Source organism: Bacillus sp. FSL R10-2780 (genome assembly GCF_038006125.1).
In the GTDB taxonomy this organism is placed as follows: domain Bacteria; phylum Bacillota; class Bacilli; order Bacillales; family Bacillaceae_G; genus Bacillus_A; species Bacillus_A cereus_U.
Genome location: NZ_JBBOUQ010000006.1, coordinates 1 through 21,616 on the forward strand (window position 1 = coordinate 1; position 21,616 = coordinate 21,616).

The window sequence follows — 21,616 nt, forward strand, 5'->3', positions numbered from 1 at the left end:
CGGTGGTTACTCAGAAGAAGAGAAAGCAATGCTCTTGCAGTTATTAAGTAAAACAACTGGTGGAGATGAGTATTTCATAGGGAAAAAGAAAAAACCTACAGATCGGGTGAGGTTTGTGCAGCTAATTATGGATAACGTTAATTATCTTACTGAAATTGAGTATTTGAGTAGCAAGGAAGAAGCATTTTTATTTAAACTTGCTCCATATGTTGAATTCAAAACCAACGTTATTATTCAAAAAATTGATAAGGACAATGTAGATACAACTACTCCAGCATCACCTACATATTTAGCCGAACGTTTTAAAATGGCAAGAAAAAATGTTTCTTTAACAATGAATGGTTTATTTAAAAAAGGGGTTTTAGGAGTTGCCGCAGCAGGAATAACAACAGAAGATGGTCGTGCATGCACAAGTCGTACATGGTTTGTAAATCCTAATATTATGTGTTGTAGTCCTAAAGATGGAATAGATAAAGCAACTCAACATATTTTTAGAAATTCATTAAGGAACTTTAAAATTGATGAGTCTAAGAAAAAATATAAATTACCAATCTACTTATTTTAGATGTCAAATTCTCATTGACATCTTTTTTTTATTATGTTTTCCCTTTTTTTAGGTGTTACGAAAAAGTAACACAGGTGTTACGAAAAAGTAACACCTAATATGCTATAAACCCTTGGTATTACTGACTTTTTTTATTTTCTCTATCTCACTCTTATATATAGGGCTAAAAGTTCCGCAAGGAACGGGTTGTATTTTTGAGAAGAACGCTCAAAAATCTCCACCCTCAGAATTAAAAAGTCGGTTCGTTTATCCTCACCTAAAGGCTATTGCCTTTTCTTTTTGATTCTGTCCTTGCAAAACTTTTTTCGGCTCGTGTGCTTTTCTCGCCAAGCCGACAGACAAAAAGCAAAGCAATGGTTCTCGACTTGGACTAGCAAGTATACGAGCCGAACCGCCAGTGCATCCGTTCATGATCTTCTCTTATATATCATTTTAAATACGCAAAGTTCCTGGAGGCTAGCCCCCAAACCCCCAGCCAGCTCTCTAGCCAAAAAGCAAAGGGGAAATATAAAGATTTTAGCGAAGCATAGGGAAGAATCTATTTTTATAGTGATGTGATAGTGTGCAGCATATTTTTCTCGGCTTGGCGTGAGCTGTATTAATTTTTACAATTTGTTTTTTCTAAGTAAGAAAAACCCTTTAGGTTGCCATAAAGGCAACTATGTCCAAACTAACTTATTCCTTTTTTATATAGTATTAAAAAAAGGAGGTGAGAAAGTGAGTAATAATGAGCATAAATCTTTAAGTGAAAATAAAGTAAAAATAGAATCGGCACATCAAGAGTGTATTGACCGTGCTTATCGTATTCCCATATTTTTAAGTACGACAACTCATTTAAATGACAATCAACAACGGTTTCTAAACCGTCTAATTTTAGAGATTGAGCATGCTTTGCTTTTTCCACGTACATTACCTTTAAGTGAAAGTTATCCCGAATCCATTTTAACTGATATTCGTCGGCTAATTTCATCAAGCTATGGAATGTTGGCAGTAAACCTTCGTCGTTTTAAAATTCAAACAGTTGATGTCAATGTAGGACCTCTTCCACCATCCACTCCATTTTGGATAGGATCAGTTTATTCACAAGTAGAACCTTCAATGGCTTTTCAATTTGGTCTACCCTTATTATTAGTAAGGGAAGAAGATACTGACGTAAATAATGGAATTTGGGCAGGAGGAGTTGCCCCACTCAACCTATTTATAGTTTGGCATTCTGAAACTCAAACTGTAGATCAATTCTTTAACACTCCTGAATGGAGATCAGCCTTTGCAAATTGGAGTGCACAAGTAAGAAATGCTTTTTATATTCAGACAGAACCTAAGTTCAAGTACAGTTGTGAATGATAAACTGGCCCTTTAGTTTAATAAGTTTTCTAAGGAACACATGAATACTCTATACAAAACTAGTTATTATAACTCCACTTATTGGCATAAAAAAAGGATCTTCAATTCAAGATCCTTTTTACTACTTCTAATAGTTTTATTCATTTGCCATGGCATTAACTTTTGTTACATGTACAGTACCAAATGGATGATTAGGAGGAGCATATATCGAGTAAAGTTTTAGAGGAATATTACCTGTATTGGTTAGATTATGCCATGTTCCAGCCGGTATCATTATGGCATAATCATCATAGACATTTCTTTTAAAGTTTAAATTATCTTTACTCTTGCCCATTTGAACAATCCCCTGGCCTTGTTCAATACGTAAGAATTGATCAACGTTAGAATGCATTTCCAAACCGATATCTTCGCCAACATTGAGACTCATTAAAGTAACTTGTAAATGTGTTCCTGTCCATAAAGCAGTACGATAGGTGTTGTTTTGCTTCGTTGCTTCATTGATATTAACGACAAATGGTTTTGGTCCATAATCTGTTAACAAAATTCTTCTGTCACCGTTGGAAGAGCGAAAAGAATCAAATCTGTTTGCATGCTCTATCTCATTAGGAAAAGTCCAGTAAACAGACTGTCTTCCATAGTTATACATTGGTATTGGTACATTAACATAATGAATATATTGATATGGATATATATAAGGATTATAGTGCATTTTCCCCAATCCTTTCACGTTTTTACAAAATTATTCTATGCATTTGTTAAGGGAATGTACTTAGATTCAAGGTGACTTATTAAAAGTCCTCCAGATTGTTTAACTGGGGGACTTTTATGTTTACATAATTATCGAAAGCGGAAGTTACTTTTTAGATTGTAGTTTAAAGGTTTCTGTTTTATCATTCCAACTCATAGTAATCTTTATTACATCATTTTTATTAGTTATGGTACAACCTCCACAAATTATTTTAGTTTTAATAGAGTTTTGATCTAGTGAAACATTTCCGTCCCCTTTTCCACTACCATCAGTTTCATATTTATATTCAACATTACCTTTAATTTCTGAAGGATCCCCTTTATAAATTAGAGTAAGTTCACTTGCTTCATTATTTCCATCATATGTATAGCCTTGGTACGTACCCTTCCAATTTTCACTCTCACCTTTAAGGGTAAACCACTTATCATTAGAACAAGCTCCCAATATAAATATTATTAATACAAACAAAAACCTTGTTTGTCTCATCAAATCCTCCTATATTCTTTAATTCTTACACTTCCATTTTATTACATAAATTTCACAAGAATTACTAAGGATTTTAATGTATATTTTATTCATGATCAGTTAACATAACGTCTCATTATCGGTAGCAAGGATAAAGGCGGACCCTTACTCTCACAAGGGATTCGCCTTTTTTCTTTTTGTGATTCTATGCATCGTTTTATACATTGTAGAGATACTAAGGTTTTTCAGGTTTACGAATATCCTGTATTAGTACAAAAAATTGTATAAAATCTTGTATAAAAAAAGGTAGTTAATTTACTGTGTTCTACTCCGACCAATTTTAAAATTAAAGGTAATTCTCTTAAATTTTCGAATAATCATTGAAGAGCGGGTGAACGAGCGCCCACAAGAAAATTTGTGATATTCTAAAGAGTGAGGTGATAGCTTGAAAGAATATGAATATGTCTTGTTAAACAAAGAAATGAGTGAACGATTAAATATTGGGGTAAGTACTTTAAGAAAGTGGGCTGCCGCGCTAGAAAAGAACGGATATTACTGGGAGAAAAATGATGATGGTACTCGCTATTATACTCACTATGATCAAGATACACTCATACTGTTTAAAAGTTTAGTACAAGAGCAAAAATTCAACTTAGAACAAGCTGCAAAAGTTATTATATCTAAGCGTGAAGGAAACCGCTCTTCATCAAGAACGGGGGACGCTCTCCAAGAAATACAACAAGAATTTAAAAGTGAAGCCCACTCTTCTAGCCGTTCTCTAACTCCTGTGACAAATGAATCTATACAAAGTTTAATAGATTATATAAAAGAGCAAGACAAACTTAATAGACACCTATTAGAAAAAATTGAAGAGATGGAGAAAGAACGAAAAAGTGATAGAGAAATTTTAGAACGTATGGAACATCAACTTACTCGACAAGAAAACCGAGCAAATGAAAGAGATAAAATGTTGATGGAAAATATACGAAGTATTCAACAGCTTGCAATCACAAAACAAAAAAAATCTTTGTGGAATCGTTTATTTAATAAATAAATAAAAAGGCTCACTCTTTGTTATATAAGGAGTGAGCCTTTTTGTTTACTGCCGATAACGAGAATTATGTAAAAAACTAGTATGGATCTAGTTTTTCTTTTTTGTTTATGGATGTTTTAACCTCTATATTTAAAGTGTTTTGAATGTATACTTTTGTTAGTGATTTTGCTAAAAATAGCTAAAATCGGATAAGGTTAATGAAATCAATGTTTTGAAAGTAAACTAATAACAAAAAGTTTACATTCGATTTGCATGAAAAATAAAAAGAACTTGTAGTATTTCTACAATTTCTTTTTAGGTTCATATCCGATAACAGGGTAATCAAACAAACCACGTAAACATTCTAAACATGAAGAACGGAGAGTTCTTCTTAGGAACTAACATGATATTGACACGTTCATTATATAACATATATTAACAATTATAGAATATATTATCGAAAAATTATTTGAACTTTTAAAATATATAGCAGAATTTGTCTTGGAACATGAAAAATAATCGGTTATAAAATAACATAAAACCAAACGGAAAAAGTATGAAACTTTTCTAAAGTAGCCTCTTTAATTTTATATAATGTATTTAAGGCGTTTAGAAAGGGGAATATTCATATTAGAAAGATAGAACGTTTTACAGAACCTTATTTTAAAACTGTTGGCGAACGAAATAAGACATATAGAGTAATTGGTTGCAAAGATGGAGAAGAAAAACCTTTTCCGATTATATTTAAAACATTAAAAAAGGCAAGAACGTTCAACCACGGACATGCTCACAGAAACCCTGAATGGCTAAATGCAAATGGTGATATCAGTGAGTATAATGTTAAACTGGGTAGAGATGAATATAAAAATGTCTGGCATGATAATGTTATAGAAAATGTATATAAAAATTACGCTGATTTCAATGATTGGATAACACATGGGTAAATCGTGACAAGTATTATTATAGACTAGCAAAGAAGTCCTTAATCTTGGTAGGAATAAAGAGGAAGTGGATATGGTTTTTAAGGTATTAACGAGAAAATAATGTCCGCTAATGCCTTATTACGTGATTCGGTTTCACTGCTATACAGATCCTAAAGTTTTTCTGTTAGCTTGATAGTGATAGGGGAGCACTACCATTAATAATTAAAAGCTCTGTAAAATAGGGCTTTTTTTATTTTATTGAAAAGTAAAATATGGTATTTTATGATAAAAATTTATAAAAACACTTGTTTGTTCAAATAAAATAAGTGATAATTCATTAAATATAAAGTTATGCAGGAGAACTTAGTTTGAACTATATATTTTAAATAATGTTATGAGTAAAAAACACAAGTTAAAAGTTAAAGGAGCAATTAATAAAATGAATATTGCATTTTTTCTTACACCTAAGAGTGAACTTGCATATATAAATATAAATTCAACGATGCGCCAGGCTTTAGAAAAGTTGGAACACTATCGATATACAGCTATCCCCTTAGTTAATGATAAAGGGGAATATGCAGGTACACTTACAGAAGGAGATTTACTTTGGAAACTCAAAAACACATCATCTTTAAGCTTTAACAATACTCATCAAGTTCTCTTGAGTAAAGTTTCTTTACACCGTTTTAATGAACCAGTTTCTATTAATGCAGAAATCGAAGATCTTTTATTAAGGGCTATGGAGCAAAACTTTGTTCCTGTTATAGATGACGAAGGAATTTTTATAGGAATTGTTAAAAGGAGAGACATTATTCACTATTGTGCACAAGGGTTATTACTTAAGTAAAATTCTGTTTGAGTTATTTTGATTTTTCAATTTAAATTTAACAAAAGAAGAATCCATTTTGATTTTGGATTCTTCTTTTAATGATATTGGAAGTAAACTTCTAATAAAAAGTTTACATTTGAGAATAACAAAAACGAGGATTTAGGTAGCACGACTTGGACTAGCAATTGTACTTGCCGAACCGCTTAGATCGGCTGTCCATGAATTTAACTCTTACTTTAGATTTCTATGACACTAAAAGTGGCTAGTCCCTCGCTTCGCTTCACCCCAGCCACTACCTCACACCCAAAAACAAAGGAAGATTTGATTTTTATCCGTTTGCTCCTACTGCTCCACCGTTCTTCCTTTGCCCCAATTCTTGATCTAATAACAATAAAGCAGCTGGATTATCCTTTGCTATTTTTAACCGTTCTACAATGGTTAAGGTTTGATTTTCCTCTTCAATTTGTTCCCTTAAAAAATCTAGAATAATAATCAGGGTTTGAGAATCTACTTGAGTAATATAATCATAAGCTCGCCGGTATGCGTTTGTTACAAAACGTTCATGTTCTAACGCCTTCTCAAAAGTTTCTAATGGTGTTCCAAAATCTGTAGATTGTGCTGGTATTGCAAGTATTTGTACGATTCCATCTTTTCCTGCTAAGTAATCAATAAGCTTTAACATATGTTTTCGCTCTTCGTCTGACTGAAGCTTTAACCAATGTGCCATACCAGTATAGTTTTTACGATTCGCATCGGCAGACATGGCTAAATAGATGGAAGACGATAAATTTTCGAGTTGAATTAAATCATTAAGAAGCTTTTGAACTTGTTCCTTAATCATTTGAATCACACCTTTTAGTTATTTGTCACAAAGTATTTTATGAAACTATTTTTTATACGGTTAATAACTAAGGTTTCTATTTGATTAGGTATCCCCGTAGTCCTTATGTCCTCAGCTAATAGAAGCTACTCATTTATTCCATAAAAGGGTGCGATTGTAGAACAAAATAGGGAGAAAATGATTAAACTTTATTTCAAAGCAACATTAGATCAGTTACCCATAAAGTACCTCTTACTCTATATTTTTATGACACTATAAGTGGCTAGCCCCTCGCTTCACCCCATTCTTTGCACTCACACCCCAAAACAAGGGGAAAGCGCAAAGAATGGATTTCGGCGGGGGCATGTCGCCAAACCGAACAGACTAAAAACAAGAGAATGTTAATAAAATGGAATTGTTGTAAAAGTAGTAGGATATATACTTTGAGATGTATATTCTATAGCTGGATAATATTGTATGGTTTCATGATAAGGTATAGCTGGATGATGATAGTATGGCATATGTTGCATTGCATGATATACTGCATGCATTGTTGCTTGAGCTCCATGGGTTGTATAGACTCCGCCTATTGCCCTGTTTTTAATATAGTAAGGATTTATCATAATAATTCACCTCAGTTAATAATTAAATAAACATTTATATAATATGTCTAAAAACTAAACGGGGTCACGTCAGGGGAATGGTTATATTGCTTATGACAGAAGATTTAATGATTGATTGGAACAACTCGCGAAATGATTATTGGGAAAGGGAAAATAATCGGTAAGTGTCAACGGTAAGCGGACTGGAATGGTTCAGCGGTTTGTGCTGATCCATGAAAGGAGCATTAAGGAGTTGATACGTGCAGCTGAAGTATCACCCTCTTGGCATTTCCTCAAAACGAACCGTTTTGGGGATGCCAACCGGCGAGGGAGCCCCTCAAGGATTGAGGGGTTGGGGAGTTCGATTAAGGGGGTCTGGGGAAGAATTCCCCAGTAGGTTTGGACAAAGTCCAAGGTCTGGTTTTGTCATGCTAAGCATGGCTCGGCGAAGCCGACAAGCGTCGCAGACCCCTATCGATTTTGATGCGATAGCGTCAAAATACGTATAGGGTTACGTCAATTGACACAATTTCGTCGCCTTGCTAGACTTATTGTATCAATTAATCTAGGGGAAGTGGTGGCACTTTATGTTGTTCTCTATCTCATTTAATCAATCTCACCAAAGTTCATTAAGCCATAATAACAGAGAAAACATTTATGGGAATCCTGGCATCGATCTATCCAGGTTAGACGAGAATATCTATTTTGTTCAAAAGGATATCCGAAGTGTATACAAGGATGTCTTTCAAGAAGCGGTGGACAAGTATAATGAGAAGCAAAAACGAAATGACCGTAAGATTCAGGACTACTATGACAAAATACATAAAAATGAAAAGACACATGAGCAACGAGAATTGGTTGTAGCGGTTGGAGAGGGTAAAGACGACCCAAAGTATAGGGGAGCAAAAAAGGAAGCGTTAAAACAGTATGCTGAGGCGTTTCAAAAGCGAAATCCAAATCTAGTAGTTTATAACATGGTTTTACATGATGATGAAGCCAATCCGCATTTACATATTAACTATGTACCGAATTTCGAAAATAGTCGAGGATTAACGAGGCGTGTCGGAATGGATAGAGCTTTGCAACAACAAGGTGTCGAGGGAACGGGAAGAAAGTTAATTGCACATTGGAGAGAATTAGAAACGGCCTATATTGAGCAATTGGCTAAAGAACACATTCCGAATTTTGAACGTGCTAATGTAGGTTCACATAAGTACATGAAAGTCCGTCAATACAAGGAATATGCAGAAACAAAATCAATTGTTGAGAATCAAGTACAAGAAAAAGAAACGCAGTTACAAACGATTGATCATCATTTAAAAAATGTTGAAGAGAAAACAAATGAATTACAAGTAGCGAAAAAGAGTTTGGAAAGTGATGTCGTTGATAACTACAAAGAATTAGAGATAGTGAAACAACAAGTAGAGAGTGAAAGTGAAAAGCTGCAGTTAATTGGCCAGCGTCATGTAGAGTTAGAAAAAAGAGTAGAACAAATGCAAATAGAATTAGATAGTGCTACGGATCAAGTACCAAATGAACCTGTTGTGATTCCGTTTTTGCGTAGAGAAGTAATAACACAAGTACAGGATAAAATGATTGGGAAAGCTGAAATCACGAAGAAACAGACAAGAAATTATGTGTTATCACCAGAACAATATCAAGAATTTACAAAACAAGTGAATGCAGCGGTTACTATTAAAAAGGATTATGAGAGTTTGAAAAAGACAGATTTTGTGAAAGAGAATGAGAGTTTAAAAGTGTATGCAGAGGGATGGATGGAAGATAATCGAACATTGAAAGAAGAAAGAAATCAGTTGCAAAAAGAAGTTGGTGTATTAAATAGAGAAATCAGCTCATTAAAAGCTCATATAAAGGGTTTACAGACGAATATAAGAGTTTTGTATGTACAAACGAAAAAAGTTTTTAAAGAGCAATTTAAGGCGTTTAGAGGGCTTATTAAAAATGAATTGGGTAGCAAGGGAATAGATAATCAATTTGAACGTGAACATAAGAGAGAAATAAGCAGACATCGAGATTTTGATAGAGAAAGATAGGAGTGATAATGATGAAAGCATTGAATTGCATGAGTTTGAAGAAGAAAAAGAGGGTTGAATGTTGTGTTTTTGCAAGAGACGGAAAGTTTTAACAAGGTGTTTCATGTTACTATAGAGAAAGACGTATAAACGAGAAAAACCGCTCTAGCTTTGGACGGCGAGACGGTTTTTCATAATAAGGTTGGAATCAACCATTTATATATTCTATATACATTCTAACATATAAAAGTTGATTCCTTCCACTAAGGGAGAGAATTATTTTATGACAAAAGTTGTAGATTTTGGACAAGCTGAAAAAAAAGCGAAAATAAGAGATAGTAAGATTGATAGTATTTATGACCAGTTGCAAGCAGGTGGTTATTCGGAAGAAGAAAAAATAATGCTTTTGCAGTTGTTAAGTAAGGCGACTGGTGGGGAAGAATATTTCATTGGTAAAAAGAAAAAGCCTACGGATAGGGTGAAGTTTGTGCAAATGATTACGGATAATTATAATTACTTAGCAAAAATAAACTATCTCACAAATGCTGAAAAGGCTTTTCTAATGGATTTAGTGCCTTATGTAGAATTTAAAACGAATATTCTTGTAGAACGAGCAAATGAGGAAAATGAATTTGATTCAGACAATGCTACACCTAGTTATTTAGCAAAAGAATTGAAGAGAGATCGTTCAAGGGTTTCAATGATGATGAATTCTTTAATGGAAAAAGGAGTATTGGCGGTTGCGGAATCTGGAATGACAACAGAAGATGGACGTATTTGTACGAGTCGTACATGGTTTATAAATCCTAATATTATGTGCTGTTCTCCAAAAGATGGGGTAGACAAAGCTACACAAAGAATTTTTAAGAAGTCTCTTAAAAATTTTGTTGCTGAAGATGGTAAAAAACATAAATTACCAGTCTATTTATTTTAGGAATGAGAAGAAATGATGTCATTGACATCTTTTTTTTTATGTGTTTTTCCATTTTTTAGGTGTTGCTTTTTTGCAACACAGGTGTTGCTTTTTTGCAACACCCCCTACCTCATAAACCCTTGCTATTACTGACTTTCTTCACTTTGCTCTTCTCACTCTTATATATATAGCTAAAAGTTCCGCAAGGAACGGGTCGTATTTTTGAAAAAACCACTCAAAAATCTCCACCCTCAACATCAAAAAATCGGTTCGTTAATCCTCACCTAAAGGCTACCGCCTTTTCTTTTTGATGTTGTCCTTGCAAAACTTTTTTCGGCTCGTGTACTTTTCTCGCCAAGCCGACAGACAAAAAGCAAAGCAATGGTTCTCGACTTGGACTAGCAAGTATACGAGCCGAACCGCTTAGATCATTCGTCCCAAGATAGTTCTTATTTTAAAAATAGATACGTAATACGTGGGGTTTCGCCCCCACACGACGAGCCAGCACTCTAGCCAAAAAGCAAATTTTAAACCAAAAGATCAAAACAAAACCACGTTAAGTAAAAAAATAATAAGCTGTCCATATGGACAGCTTATTTACATAATTATCGTTATAGGTAGTAAATCTAAAGAGTGGAAATTTTCTAATATTTTTGATATTTATATATATATAAATTTTTAGGAGTGATAGCAATGGATGATATTGAACTAATTTTACCTAGCTTGGAATTCGAACAAGAGATTATAGACTACAAGAAAGAGTTCCCCTATAGCCCAAACGGGATCAATGGATCTTCCACCTTAGCTTTTAAAAACAGTGTAACAGACTGGATAGATTATTTGGAAACATTAACAGCTCGGGAGACACTTCCTGCTAACCGAGTACCAAGTGTTCAGTATATTGCTGTTAAAAAGAGTGATAAATCAATTGTTGGCATGATTTCTGTTAGACTCGAGTTAGATGATTATTTGCTGAACTACGCTGGACACATTGGTTATTCTGTTAAACCAAGCGAAAGAAGAAAAGGCTATGGATCAAAAATGCTGGCGCTAGCTTTAATTGAAGCGAAAAAAAGAAACCTGAACAAAGTTCTTGTCACATGTGCGGACGACAACGAAGCTTCAGCTGGTGTCATCGAAAATAACAACGGCTTATTAGAAGATAAACGATTAGAACCTGATGATAGGGAATTGTTAAGAAGATATTGGATAGCCTTGTAATTAAAACTATGTTTTTGATTTATTAATGTACATAAAGTAATGAATACTTCATACATCACTAGTTAACATAACGTCTCATTATCCTCATAAAAAAGAGTCCTAGAAATCGAGGACTCTTTTTTATGATTTGAAAGTAAATTTTTGAATAAAAGACTACTTTCATTCTCAAGAAACAAACTATGTTGTAGTAGGGTTTATATATTTACAGCTGTAATTTTACAAGTTGAAATAGCAAATCTATAATCGGTTGGATTAGATGGATTTATAGAAAAAGTACCTATCACGATTCCAAGACCTGTTCGTTCCACGTTAAAATCTCCTGTAGTAGAACCATTACTTAATAAAAGGTCCACTGTAGAATTAATACGTATATCAAGTACTTGTCTAATTGGTCGTTCACGACAATCACATTCGCACCCTGAATCTGCAGATGAAAGTAATGTTATAGGTGGTCCTGGTGGTAAAAATCCTACTCCTATTACATCAGAGATATTGACCATATAGAATGTAGTGCCATTTGTAACTGTAACTAAAAAATTATTCACGGAAGTAATAGTGAATAAAAAGAAACGAGGTATTGTGTTTGGTTGGTCTGCAATAGTGCCAAGAATGACAGTTTGCCCGATAAGTTGTTGTAAAACGTTCTGCATAGGTGAAACACAGCAATTACAAAGGCCACCTTTTCTTGGAATAGGATCAGGAATAGGAAACGCTATCGGAAATGGCTTTTGAAAAAAGTCACTTGAACATCTATTTTTTCTAGACATCAAAAAACTCCTTTTACATTGTGTATATAATAATACTCAGTATATGAGTAAAATAAGACAAGTGTTTGGGTGATTGTCTAATAAATAATCATTATGTATATGATATACATAATGAGTTTACATAACACAAAATTATCGGTAGCGAAGACAAGGTGGAATCCTTGTGTTTACTTGGTTTCTTGTTTTTACACTTGTCCAATTAATATGCATGATTTTATACATTGTTGTTATAGCAAGGATTCTAGGGGTCTTTGCTATTTTCTTTTTCTGTTTTTTTGTATAAAAATTTGTATAAATTACTAGATTGGTAGATGCAAAAGAAAATGTTATGTAGCAACTATAGAACGGTTGATAGCAGCTATGGACAAGAAGAACATAACATTAGAACAGGCTATAAACTTAGCAATATCAAGCACTGAAGAAATTGACGTAGCAACTGTTGCTATAGGTAGCATAGCAGACATAGAACAGAAGAAATCATTTTGAAGTTGTTTTTTTTAGTGAATAAATTTAATAAAAAAGAAAGAAGAATTTTTTAGGATTCTTCTTTCTTTTTGGTGCATGAAGATTTTTAATTAGCAGCGACCAACTCGTACTTGTTGAGTTTGTAATACTTTTAAAGTAAGATCAAGAACGATTTTTTCACGTAATTTGTCAAATTCTTTCTCATGATCTTTTTCACATGAATCATGATGACCATAATCAAAATCATCATCATGATCACATGGTGAAAAATCAAGTTCATAAAATTCTGCACTAATTAATTCACAGAATGGTTGTTCATTATAGAAAACATTATTTTCAAAGAAGAATTTGTCTAGACGAGGAACATCAGTATTTTTTGGATTAATGAAACGAGCTTTATTTTCCGAAGCAAAGGCTAATATTGGGTTAGAAAGAAAGTCACCTGCAGTTAAATCAGCGAAACCAGAGAATCGAACTTTTGCAATTTTATCATGAATCACGCCATTGCAGTCTTTAGCAGCGTATTCAATATTTTTACGAATGAAACCTTCTACAAACAATTTTGCTCTTGTTACTCGAAAATATCCTGTTTGATCAATTGGCTCATATTCAACAGGTACTAGTTTACATTGTTGTAAAAATACATCTTTTAATACTCTTTTAATTTCTACTGCTGGTGGATGAAGTGGAATTGTTGCTTCGACTACAATTTGAAGCGTTCTTTCTGCTAATACAACTGGAATTTTAACTATTGGATTGTTTGTAAGAACAGGTGTTGCTGGAGTATCACTGAATGGAGTTTGTGTTTCTGATTTAACCTTACAATCTTTGTGGTGATCATCTGAATGATAGCTTTCTTGGTTATTCAATTAAAAAAACCTCCGTTTATTTTTTATTTAAAGTTATTCGCTTTAATATAATATTTAATATATCTATTTGTGTGAGGGCCTGTATAATAGTTATTTTTCTCATTTTGAAATATAACAAGCTAAATTAGATTAATAAAATTAATGTTTTTTGTATTAGATTTTACTTAGTATGTGTTTTCGTTAAAATTTTGGTAGGTTTTCTTATATTTTAAAAAAGATAAATAATACTAAAGTCAATTGCACTATTTTGAATAAGAAAACATAAATTATAGTGTGAGACGAGTAGTGGTGCACTTGTTTATGCTTTTATTGAAATCTCCTTGGAAAGAAAGGAAGTTACTAATAGGTTTCCTTTCTTTTTTAAATATAATGGATATTGTTTTAGATGATTTGAAAGTAAACTAATATTTAAATATTCAAATATTTAAATATTAGTTAGTGACTGTAAAAGGTAATAAAAACATTTCTTTAAATTTGAAAAAAAGGTGTTACCTTTTTAAAGAAGGAAAACACTATATAGCAACTAAAGAACAGCTTAGAGCAGAGGGAGGACAAATTATGGCTCAAACTTATTGGGGATCAGAGGTAGCCAAGAACTTAGGGATTGGCTCAAGTACTTTACGTAAATATTGTCTTGCCCTGGAAGAAGCCGGGTATCCTTTTGAGTGAGGTAATAAATAATTCTAGAGTCTTTTTTCATAAAGACGTAGCAACTATAGAACGGCTAATAGCAGCTATGAACAAGAAGAGTATAACACTAGAACACGCTGTAAATTTAGTGACATCAAGTGTTGAAGAAAATGAGGTAGCAACAGTTGCTACGGATAGTGTAGCAGACACAGAACACATAAAAGCATTAGTAGAACGTATAGAACGATTGGAACAACTTAATTTAGAGTTGATTCAAAGATTGGATCAACAAAGTAAACTTTTATAGGAAACAGATGCTCAACGAATAATAAGAGAAAAACAAAGAGATGTTCAATTAATGCAGGTATTAAAAGAAATATAGGATAGCAATCGCTTAATAGCAGCTTCAGAACAGAAGAAGTCATTTTGGAGTCGCCTGTTTGGTAAAAAAATTAAAATCTAATGATAAAGAGACTCTTGCTTTTTATTTGAAAAAAGATAAGAAGTGAGTTTTTGTCTATTATTAATAATGATATTGAATTTTTAGCACTATAAATGTTAATCAAACATATATTGTAGTATTGGAATAGGTTTCGCTCACTTATTTCATCTCATTTTATTTTATAATTTCCTTTAAAAAGAACACCAATGGGCATTGGTGTTCTTTTTAAGTAGGTTGGTTTTGAAAAATAAGAAGTTTTCTTTGTTTTAAATTTGTACTTGTTGTACTTGTAAAACTTTTAAAGTAAGGTTTAATACCATTTTTTCACGAAGAGTATCAAATGGTTCGTTTAAGTCTGTTAGATAAGGAGAAAAGTCTAATTCAATAAATTGAGCACTGACTAATTCGCAATATGGTTGTTTGTTATAAAAAACTGTATTTTCGAAGAGGTATTTTTCTAAATTTGGTAAATCACCGTTTTTAGGATTATTAAAATGAGATGTAGTATCTGAGGAAGCAGCTATTAAAGCTAGAGATAGAAAATCATCCTCTATTAGATCTGCAAAACCAGAAAATGGAACATTGGCAATGTGGTTATATATAATTCTATTATATTCATCATTTATATATTCAATATTTTTACGAATATATCCTTGTAAAAATAGTTTAGCTTTTGTAACTAGGCGGTAATTTGTACCTGGTATTGGAGTAAATTCTAGAGGAATTAACTTACCTTGTGTCAAAAATACGTCATTTTTTAAGATACGTTTAATTTCAATTGCTGGAGGATTTAATGAAATATTGGATTCTACAACAATTTGAATTGTTCTTTCAGTTAATACAACTGGTATTTGTACAAGCGGTGCTTCTGTAGTAATAATTGGTGCTGCAATTCTATTACTTAATGGTGTTTGAGTTTGTCCTACCACCTGACATGATGCATTAATTGGACATTGTTCACTCATGTTATTTTAATCTCCTTTTTGAAATTACTTTAGATTTTTAACGAATTTACAGAAAGAATTTTCCTTCCTCAAGCGTGTGAAGGGCGATAGCCCAACGGTAGGTGGGAGATGAATTTTGATTTGGCCATAGCCAAAAACTTTTTATAAACTAGCTATATGAAGTTCTTTGATAACTTGATATATGAGGTTGCAGGAAGAAAATAGAGTGCGAAAACCAAGCCATTCGGTTCCTGCGTAAAATATCAACCGTACCAAGAGAGCGTCCAACGCTCGCTCAGGGAGACGAAAGGTTACTTTCGTCGTGGAACTGAGAAGCTCCCACTTCAAGCTTTGCTAAGTGGCGAGTAGTTCACAACTGTTCAATGCCCATGTATTTATTTTTTTCATTTATGTATATGTATGTATAACAGCTTTTGCAATTTGTTTATTGAAGTTTATTAATGAACTACAGACAATAATTTATGATTAACTATATTTTTTTATATATAAATAAATTAATAAAATGTTATTATAATAAAAAGAGTGATATGAGTTTTGTGTATTTGAGTCTTTCGATTTCTTTATTTATATCAATAGATTTCGCTTTTTTTTTTGGTTATCATTCTATGCATGATTTTATAGATTGCAGAGATGATGGTTTTTTTAGGCTTATGAATGTCCAGTATTAGTACAAAAAATTGTATAAAATCTTGTATAAAAAATAGTGGAATTACTATGTTCTAAAGTGAAAAGAAATAAAATAAGCCTTGCATATAAGCAAGGCTTATTTTATTTCCAGAATTTCCACCAATGATGTTTATTTTCTGTAGTAGGAGCAACTAGTTGTTTAGTTTCTTGAATAGATCGTATGTTATGTAATAGTTGCTCATCTCTTTCTTGTAACAATTGTTCATGGTGTTTTTGATATATTTGTATACCGTCTTTCAATGTTTGAAATTCTTCTTGAGTTCGTCGTAGTTCTTCTTTCATGGATTGAAGTTCTTTTGTTATTTCTTCGCGTTCCTCACGCAACAATTCACGTAACAAATTAGTGTTGTTTTCGCGTTCCAATATTTCTTTATCTCTTGTAATAAGCAAGGATTGGGAATCCATTGGATCATGGGACGTTCCACTCGTGTTCCAATTTTCATTATTTATGGTTATTGCTACGGTTTTGGCAGCATCGGCTTTGTTATATCCGGCATCTTTCATAAGTGTTTGAAATTGTTTCAAAGCTTTTATATCTTTTGAAGTAAAGGTTCGATACTCGCGATTACTTTTAGGATCACGAACTTTTATAAAGATGTATTCATGTTTTTCTAACTCTAAACACCATTTACGTAAATAGCTTTCGCTAATACTTAACATTTCTGCTACTTCCTTGGTTAGGAAAGCCGGGAGTGGCTCGGATTGTATACCATTCCGCGTTCCATCAGACATCGTTCCTCACGCTCCTCTTAATGTTCCAATTGACGTTCCTAAAGTTACATTATACATGATAAAACGAAATACCTTTGAAATGTGAAATTTGTCGGTAATATCGGCTAAGGGCAAAATATCTTATTATTTTAAAATGCAAAACATAGACTAGTAAACAAGCTGTTTTTAACTTTTAATCATAGAATATGAGGAATTCTATTGTTAAGAGGAGGTAATCATATTTATGGGATGTAATTGTAATTTCAGACATTGCAGAGATTGTAATAGATTTTGGGATGATTTAATGTTTTGCAGACGCAGACATAGAGATTGTGATGATCGTCGTTGTAGACGTGACCGCGACTGTGATTGTGATGAATGTCGTCGCAGACGTAATCATGATCATGACCGTGATCATGATGATCGTCGGGATTGGTAAATTTCTTTCAATGAGTGTGTTTCTTCACAGCACTCTTTTTTATTTTTATAAAAATATGGATTGGGTAGTGTATTTATTTTAATAATTGTATTGTTTATTTTTTAAATTAACTAAAATGTACATCAAAAAAAGATATAGTACTCTAGTTCCTGCTGGTTTGCTATGAATAAGTGGTGTTATGCAAACTTTATTTTTAAAACGAATTGGTTAATTGATTTGGAACATTTTAATAAAATATTGAATACTATGAAACTGTAATCTATAGGTTATTAATCCTTTAATTTAGTAGGAGGTGAATTTAAAATGCCTTTCTCTACTGGTCCTATTGAAAACGTAGGAAATCAACCTACTAATGCAACTAGAGCTAGGGTTAAAATTCTCAATCGTACTGCAGGTCCACTTACTGGGGTAGTTAGATCTTTTAAACTTGACGGTACAAGAACATTAATCGAACAGATAAACTTTAATGTGGCTGCTAATGCTTCTGAATTTATAAATCTCAGTTTAGTTCACTCTACTTTGGGACAAGCACTTCAATATGAAGTTGAAATTGTTCCTAATCAAAACGGTGGTTTATACAGTGTCTACGGAATAGCACCTGGTAATGTTATTATTACTGCACAACGAGTTTTGAATTCAGAACTAACGCAGATTCTTTAGTTTTTAAATAAGGGTGGGTTACCTAAAAAATAACCCACCCTTATTTAATTGTTGATAATCATAGATTGAATTAGCTATAATTACTTCTTTATTTGTAGTGTTTTGAATGTATACTTTTGTTGTGTATTTTGAGGATATCAAGGGAATTGGTTTGAAGGCAATATTTAAGGGGATTTGAATGTAAACTAATATTGAAAAGTTTACATTGGAACTTATAATTGAAATCCAACATACAATGCTATGAGCATTTACATCTTAGTTTTAGTCGGTCAATAAGAAAAACCACAGCAATCGCTGTGGTTTTTCTTATTGACGAAACTGAAAGTAAACTTCTATTCAAAAGTTTACTTTCAAATTAGAAGGGGATAGCCTCTATAAATCAAATGTTATTAAAAAAACAATAGAATGCAGAAAAAATGTATTTTTATAGGATATCAAGAAAAAAGAACAAGTATATATTGTATTATATTCCTCATAGAATAGAACTCCTTATAAAAAAATACCCCTAATATTTTAATATTAGGGGTATTTTCGAGAAAAAATCTCTCGAAAACCTCTACCTTTTTCTGCTTCGCTTCACCCCAGCCATTGCACTTACACCCAAAAACAAGAGGGAACAACTAAAAACCACTAATAATTAAAAAACTTTTTACATAACAATTTAATCCATTGAAGAAAACTACGCGAGGGCATTTTCTTCAATGAGTATTCCATTTGAGGTCTAATCAATTTATTAAATGAGATTTTGGGGTATACATTGATGAACACCAGAATTTCTTAATGAGTTAAATAAAGCTGCACTGATGATTAATATAACAATTTCATCAGTTCCATCTTCTAACTCATAGATTGCCCAGTATGCATTATCAACTGTAAAAATACATTTTCGTTCTAAGTGAAATCCAGGTGGTACAGTTGGAAGTGTAATAACCGGTTCACATACGTTTGTATCTCCTTCATCTCTGATGAATTCGAAAGTTTGCTGGTCAATTTCATAAATATTAAGTGGATCAAGCTCTACACCTTTATCTGGAACTTCAATTTCATCTTCAACTAATAGGAAAAAGCGTTCGTTTCGAAAATTGAAAAGACATCTTGCCCCAATTTCAAATGTTGCCATTTTATATTCGCCTCCTTTGCAATTCTTTTATAGATTCAAAGTCGCGTTTACATAATATGCTAGATTAATAAATCTGGTTACAGCTCGTATCTACATAAATTACTAACTTAGTAATTTATGTAGTCTCTCGGCTTGTCTGAGAGATACATAACAAATTTAAGTGATGTTGGTTTTATAGAAAAAAGAGAGCAAAATGAAAGCGATCAGTAGAGGCGATTGCGTGTGTTGGTCAATCAAAACGGACCTAGCGAAGCGAAGGGAGTATTTGACTTGACCAACTGGACTACACCCGAACCCTCTTGGCACTGAACAAACAACCGTTTGTTCCTGCCAACCGGCGAGGGAGCCCCTCAAGGATTGAGGGGTTGGGGAGTTTGATTGAGGGGGTCTGGGGAAGAGTTCCCCGGTGGGTTTGGGCAACGCCCAAGGTTTTGTTTTGCCACGTAACACGTGGCTCGGCAGAGCCGAAGAGCGTCGCAGACCCCTATCTGTTTTGATGCGATAGCGTCAAAACACGTATAGGGTTACGTCAATTGACTCCATTTCGTCGCCTTGCTAGACTTATGGTATCAATTAATCTAGGGAAAGTGGTGGCACTTTATGTTGGGGTCTATCTCATTTAATCAATCTCACCAAAGTTCATTGAGCCATAATAACAGAGAAAACATGCATGGTAATCCTGGCATCGATCCATCAAGGTTAGACGAGAATATTTACTTTGTTCAAAAGGACATCCGAAGTGTATACAAGGATGTCTTTCAAGAAGCGGTCGATAAGTATAATGAGAAACAAAAACGGAATGACCGTAAGATTGATGATTATTATGACAAAATACATAAAGACGATAAGACACATGAGCAACGAGAACTTGTTGTAGCGATTGGAGAGGGCAAAGACGACCCAAAGTATAGGGAGGCTAAAAAAGACGCGCTGAAGCGCTATGCTGAGGCGTTTCAAGAGCGAAATCCAAATCTAGCAGTTTATAACATGGTTTTACATGATGATGAAGCCAATCCGCATTTACATATTAACTATGTACCGCATTTCGAAAGTAGTCGAGGATTAACGAGGCGTGTCGGAATGGATAGAGCTTTGCAACAACAAGGTGTCGAGGGAACGGGAAGAAAGTTAATTGCACATTGGAGAGAATTAGAAACGGCCTATATTGAGCAATTGGCTAAAGAACACATTCCGAATTTTGAACGTGCTAATGTAGGTTCACATAAGTACATGAAAGTCCGTCAATACAAGGAATATGCAGAAACAAAATCAATTGTTGAGAATCAAGTACAAGAAAAAGAAACGCAGTTACAAACGATTGATCATCATTTAAAAAATGTTGAAGAGAAAACAAATGAATTACAAGTAGCGAAAAAGAGTTTGGAAAGTGATGTCGTTGATAACTACAAAGAATTAGAGATAGTGAAACAACAAGTAGAGAGTGAAAGTGAAAAGCTGCAGCTAATTGGCCAGTGTCATGTAGAGTTAGAAAAAAGAGTAAAACAAATGCAAAAAGAATTGGATAGTGCTACGGATCAAGTACCAAATGAAACTGTTAAAATTCCATTTTTACGTAAAGAAGTAGTAGTAGAAGTACAGGATAAAATGTTTGGAAAAGCTGAAATCACGAAGAAACAGACAAGAAATTATGTGTTATCACCAGAACAATATCAAGAATTAACAAAGCAAGTGAATGCAGCGGTTACTATCAAAAAGGATTATGAGCGTTTGAAAAAGACAGATTTTGTGAAAGAGAATGAGAGTTTAAAAGTGCATGCAGAGGGATGGATGGAAGAAAATCGAACATTGAAACAAGAAAAAAATCAGTTGCAAAAAGAAGTTGGTGTATTAAATAGAGAAATTAGCTCATTAAAAGCTCATATAAAGGGTTTACAGACGAATATAAGAGTTTTGTATGTACAAACGAAAAAAGTTTTTAAAGAGCAATTTAAGGCGTTTAGAGGACTTATTAAAAATGAATTGGGTAGCAAGGGAATAGATAATCAATTTGAACGTGAACATAAGAGAGAAATAAGCAGACATCGAGATTTTGATAGGGAAAGATAGGAGTGAATGTTGTATTTTTGCAAGAGACGGAAAGCTTTAACAAGGTGTTTCATGTTATTATAGAGAAAAACATACAAACGAGAAAAACCGCCCAAGCTTTGGACGGCAAGGCGGTTTTTCATAATAAGGTTGGAATCAACCAATATATATTCTATATACATTCTAACATATAAAAGTTGATTCCTTCCACTAAGGGAGAGAATTATTTTATGACAAAAGTTGTAGATTTTGGACAAGCTGAAAAAAAAGCGAAAATAAGAGATAGTAAGATTGATAGTATTTATGACCAGTTGCAAGC

19 protein-coding genes and 3 pseudogenes are annotated in these 21,616 nt (G+C 33.2%); 12 read left to right on the forward strand and 10 right to left on the reverse strand.

The window, feature by feature from the left end; all coding sequences use genetic code 11:
- The coding region (locus NSQ47_RS27950; protein ID WP_341039027.1) for a MarR family transcriptional regulator at nt 1-565 on the forward strand (565 nt) is incomplete at its 5' end.
- A gap of 252 nt (nt 566-817) precedes the next feature.
- Here NSQ47_RS27950 and NSQ47_RS27955 read toward each other — a convergent pair.
- Nucleotides 818-976 (reverse strand): hypothetical protein, encoded by a 159-nt coding sequence (locus NSQ47_RS27955; protein WP_341039029.1) that lies wholly within the window; start codon nt 974-976, stop codon nt 818-820.
- Between the two features lie 306 nt (nt 977-1,282).
- Between NSQ47_RS27955 and NSQ47_RS27960 the strand changes: the two genes are divergently transcribed.
- Entirely contained in the window at nt 1,283-1,909 is a 627-nt protein-coding gene (locus NSQ47_RS27960) for a hypothetical protein (RefSeq protein ID WP_341039031.1), read from the forward strand.
- 136 nt (nt 1,910-2,045) lie between these two features.
- On the opposite strand, the gene NSQ47_RS27965 is transcribed toward NSQ47_RS27960, so the two are convergent.
- Nucleotides 2,046-2,618 carry a cupin domain-containing protein gene (locus NSQ47_RS27965; RefSeq protein WP_341039033.1) on the reverse strand — a complete coding sequence of 191 codons (573 nt, stop codon included), beginning with the start codon at nt 2,616-2,618 and terminating at the stop codon, nt 2,046-2,048.
- Nucleotides 2,619-2,762: 144 nt separating this feature from the next.
- Entirely contained in the window at nt 2,763-3,143 is a 381-nt protein-coding gene (locus tag NSQ47_RS27970; RefSeq protein ID WP_016128191.1) for a hypothetical protein, read from the reverse strand.
- Nucleotides 3,144-3,567: 424 nt separating this feature from the next.
- Here NSQ47_RS27970 and NSQ47_RS27975 point away from each other — a divergent pair, with 424 nt between their 5' ends.
- Together NSQ47_RS27975 and NSQ47_RS27980 are read left to right on the forward strand one after the other, a co-directional pair.
- On the forward strand, nt 3,568-4,176 hold the full coding sequence (locus NSQ47_RS27975) for a hypothetical protein (protein ID WP_341039035.1): 609 nt from the start codon (nt 3,568-3,570) through the stop codon (nt 4,174-4,176).
- Nucleotides 4,177-5,517: 1,341 nt separating this feature from the next.
- Nucleotides 5,518-5,925 (forward strand): CBS domain-containing protein, encoded by a 408-nt coding sequence (locus NSQ47_RS27980; protein WP_002162150.1) that lies wholly within the window; start codon nt 5,518-5,520, stop codon nt 5,923-5,925.
- Between the two features lie 310 nt (nt 5,926-6,235).
- Here NSQ47_RS27980 and NSQ47_RS27985 read toward each other — a convergent pair whose 3' ends face one another.
- Complete coding sequence (locus NSQ47_RS27985; protein ID WP_341039037.1) at nt 6,236-6,748, reverse strand: ferritin; 513 nt, start codon at nt 6,746-6,748, stop codon at nt 6,236-6,238.
- A 380-nt stretch (nt 6,749-7,128) separates the two neighbouring features.
- Nucleotides 7,129-7,350 (reverse strand): hypothetical protein, encoded by a 222-nt coding sequence (locus NSQ47_RS27990; protein WP_215558745.1) that lies wholly within the window; start codon nt 7,348-7,350, stop codon nt 7,129-7,131.
- Between the two features lie 566 nt (nt 7,351-7,916).
- Here NSQ47_RS27990 and NSQ47_RS27995 point away from each other — a divergent pair.
- The 3 genes from NSQ47_RS27995 to NSQ47_RS28005 all read left to right on the forward strand — a co-directional run bounded on the left by NSQ47_RS27995 (nt 7,917) and on the right by NSQ47_RS28005 (nt 11,496).
- Nucleotides 7,917-9,383 (forward strand): plasmid recombination protein, encoded by a 1,467-nt coding sequence (locus tag NSQ47_RS27995; protein WP_341039041.1) that lies wholly within the window; start codon nt 7,917-7,919, stop codon nt 9,381-9,383.
- A 262-nt stretch (nt 9,384-9,645) separates the two neighbouring features.
- On the forward strand, nt 9,646-10,296 hold the full coding sequence (locus NSQ47_RS28000; RefSeq protein ID WP_002162441.1) for a MarR family transcriptional regulator: 651 nt from the start codon (nt 9,646-9,648) through the stop codon (nt 10,294-10,296).
- Between the two features lie 672 nt (nt 10,297-10,968).
- Nucleotides 10,969-11,496, forward strand: coding sequence for a GNAT family N-acetyltransferase (locus NSQ47_RS28005; protein WP_341039043.1), 528 nt, complete (start codon nt 10,969-10,971; stop codon nt 11,494-11,496).
- A 194-nt stretch (nt 11,497-11,690) separates the two neighbouring features.
- Here NSQ47_RS28005 and NSQ47_RS28010 read toward each other — a convergent pair.
- Both NSQ47_RS28010 and NSQ47_RS28015 read right to left on the reverse strand, forming a co-directional pair.
- Nucleotides 11,691-12,179: pseudogene (locus NSQ47_RS28010) on the reverse strand (hypothetical protein); the annotation flags it as partial.
- 659 nt (nt 12,180-12,838) lie between these two features.
- Nucleotides 12,839-13,597: a CsxC family protein gene (locus NSQ47_RS28015; protein WP_341039045.1), complete on the reverse strand. Its 759-nt coding sequence runs from the start codon at nt 13,595-13,597 to the stop codon at nt 12,839-12,841.
- A 558-nt stretch (nt 13,598-14,155) separates the two neighbouring features.
- Between NSQ47_RS28015 and NSQ47_RS28020 the strand changes: the two are divergent.
- Nucleotides 14,156-14,690 (forward strand): annotated as a pseudogene (locus NSQ47_RS28020) (DUF3967 domain-containing protein).
- A gap of 245 nt (nt 14,691-14,935) precedes the next feature.
- Here the strand turns inward: NSQ47_RS28020 and NSQ47_RS28025 are convergent.
- Together NSQ47_RS28025 and NSQ47_RS28030 are read right to left on the reverse strand one after the other, a co-directional pair.
- Entirely contained in the window at nt 14,936-15,634 is a 699-nt protein-coding gene (locus tag NSQ47_RS28025) for a CsxC family protein (RefSeq protein ID WP_341039047.1), read from the reverse strand.
- Between the two features lie 768 nt (nt 15,635-16,402).
- Nucleotides 16,403-17,053, reverse strand: coding sequence for a DUF3967 domain-containing protein (locus NSQ47_RS28030; RefSeq protein ID WP_283747238.1), 651 nt, complete (start codon nt 17,051-17,053; stop codon nt 16,403-16,405).
- 223 nt (nt 17,054-17,276) lie between these two features.
- Between NSQ47_RS28030 and NSQ47_RS28035 the strand changes: the two genes are divergently transcribed.
- Both NSQ47_RS28035 and NSQ47_RS28040 read left to right on the forward strand, forming a co-directional pair.
- On the forward strand, nt 17,277-17,471 hold the full coding sequence (locus NSQ47_RS28035; RefSeq protein ID WP_078175192.1) for a hypothetical protein: 195 nt from the start codon (nt 17,277-17,279) through the stop codon (nt 17,469-17,471).
- 303 nt (nt 17,472-17,774) lie between these two features.
- Nucleotides 17,775-18,131 (forward strand): ATPase, encoded by a 357-nt coding sequence (locus tag NSQ47_RS28040; protein WP_341038466.1) that lies wholly within the window; start codon nt 17,775-17,777, stop codon nt 18,129-18,131.
- 733 nt (nt 18,132-18,864) lie between these two features.
- On the opposite strand, the gene NSQ47_RS28045 is transcribed toward NSQ47_RS28040, so the two are convergent.
- Entirely contained in the window at nt 18,865-19,251 is a 387-nt protein-coding gene (locus tag NSQ47_RS28045; protein WP_098889154.1) for a spore coat protein, read from the reverse strand.
- Between the two features lie 600 nt (nt 19,252-19,851).
- Here NSQ47_RS28045 and NSQ47_RS28050 point away from each other — a divergent pair.
- A complete protein-coding gene (locus NSQ47_RS28050) occupies nt 19,852-21,318 on the forward strand; it encodes a plasmid recombination protein (protein ID WP_341039050.1) in 1,467 nt (488 codons plus the stop codon).
- 209 nt (nt 21,319-21,527) lie between these two features.
- Nucleotides 21,528-21,616 (forward strand): annotated as a pseudogene (locus NSQ47_RS28055) (MarR family transcriptional regulator); the annotation flags it as partial.

Excerpts from the sequence above, each read along its gene's own strand:
- NSQ47_RS28030 (WP_283747238.1), bottom strand. The coding sequence starts at position 17,053 with ATGTCTGATGGAACGCGGAATGGTATACAATCCGAGCCACTCCCGGCT.
- NSQ47_RS28045 (WP_098889154.1), bottom strand. The coding sequence starts at position 19,251 with ATGGCAACATTTGAAATTGGGGCAAGATGTCTTTTCAATTTTCGAAAC.
- NSQ47_RS28025 (WP_341039047.1), bottom strand. The coding sequence starts at position 15,634 with ATGAGTGAACAATGTCCAATTAATGCATCATGTCAGGTGGTAGGACAA.
- NSQ47_RS27985 (WP_341039037.1), bottom strand. The coding sequence starts at position 6,748 with ATGATTAAGGAACAAGTTCAAAAGCTTCTTAATGATTTAATTCAACTC.
- NSQ47_RS28035 (WP_078175192.1), top strand. The coding sequence starts at position 17,277 with ATGGGATGTAATTGTAATTTCAGACATTGCAGAGATTGTAATAGATTT.
- NSQ47_RS27970 (WP_016128191.1), bottom strand. The coding sequence starts at position 3,143 with ATGAGACAAACAAGGTTTTTGTTTGTATTAATAATATTTATATTGGGA.
- NSQ47_RS27980 (WP_002162150.1), top strand. The coding sequence starts at position 5,518 with ATGAATATTGCATTTTTTCTTACACCTAAGAGTGAACTTGCATATATA.
- NSQ47_RS27955 (WP_341039029.1), bottom strand. The coding sequence starts at position 976 with ATGAACGGATGCACTGGCGGTTCGGCTCGTATACTTGCTAGTCCAAGT.
- NSQ47_RS28040 (WP_341038466.1), top strand. The coding sequence starts at position 17,775 with ATGCCTTTCTCTACTGGTCCTATTGAAAACGTAGGAAATCAACCTACT.
- NSQ47_RS27995 (WP_341039041.1), top strand. The coding sequence starts at position 7,917 with ATGTTGTTCTCTATCTCATTTAATCAATCTCACCAAAGTTCATTAAGC.
- NSQ47_RS27990 (WP_215558745.1), bottom strand. The coding sequence starts at position 7,350 with ATGATAAATCCTTACTATATTAAAAACAGGGCAATAGGCGGAGTCTAT.
- NSQ47_RS28050 (WP_341039050.1), top strand. The coding sequence starts at position 19,852 with ATGTTGGGGTCTATCTCATTTAATCAATCTCACCAAAGTTCATTGAGC.
- NSQ47_RS28000 (WP_002162441.1), top strand. The coding sequence starts at position 9,646 with ATGACAAAAGTTGTAGATTTTGGACAAGCTGAAAAAAAAGCGAAAATA.
- NSQ47_RS27965 (WP_341039033.1), bottom strand. The coding sequence starts at position 2,618 with ATGCACTATAATCCTTATATATATCCATATCAATATATTCATTATGTT.
- NSQ47_RS28005 (WP_341039043.1), top strand. The coding sequence starts at position 10,969 with ATGGATGATATTGAACTAATTTTACCTAGCTTGGAATTCGAACAAGAG.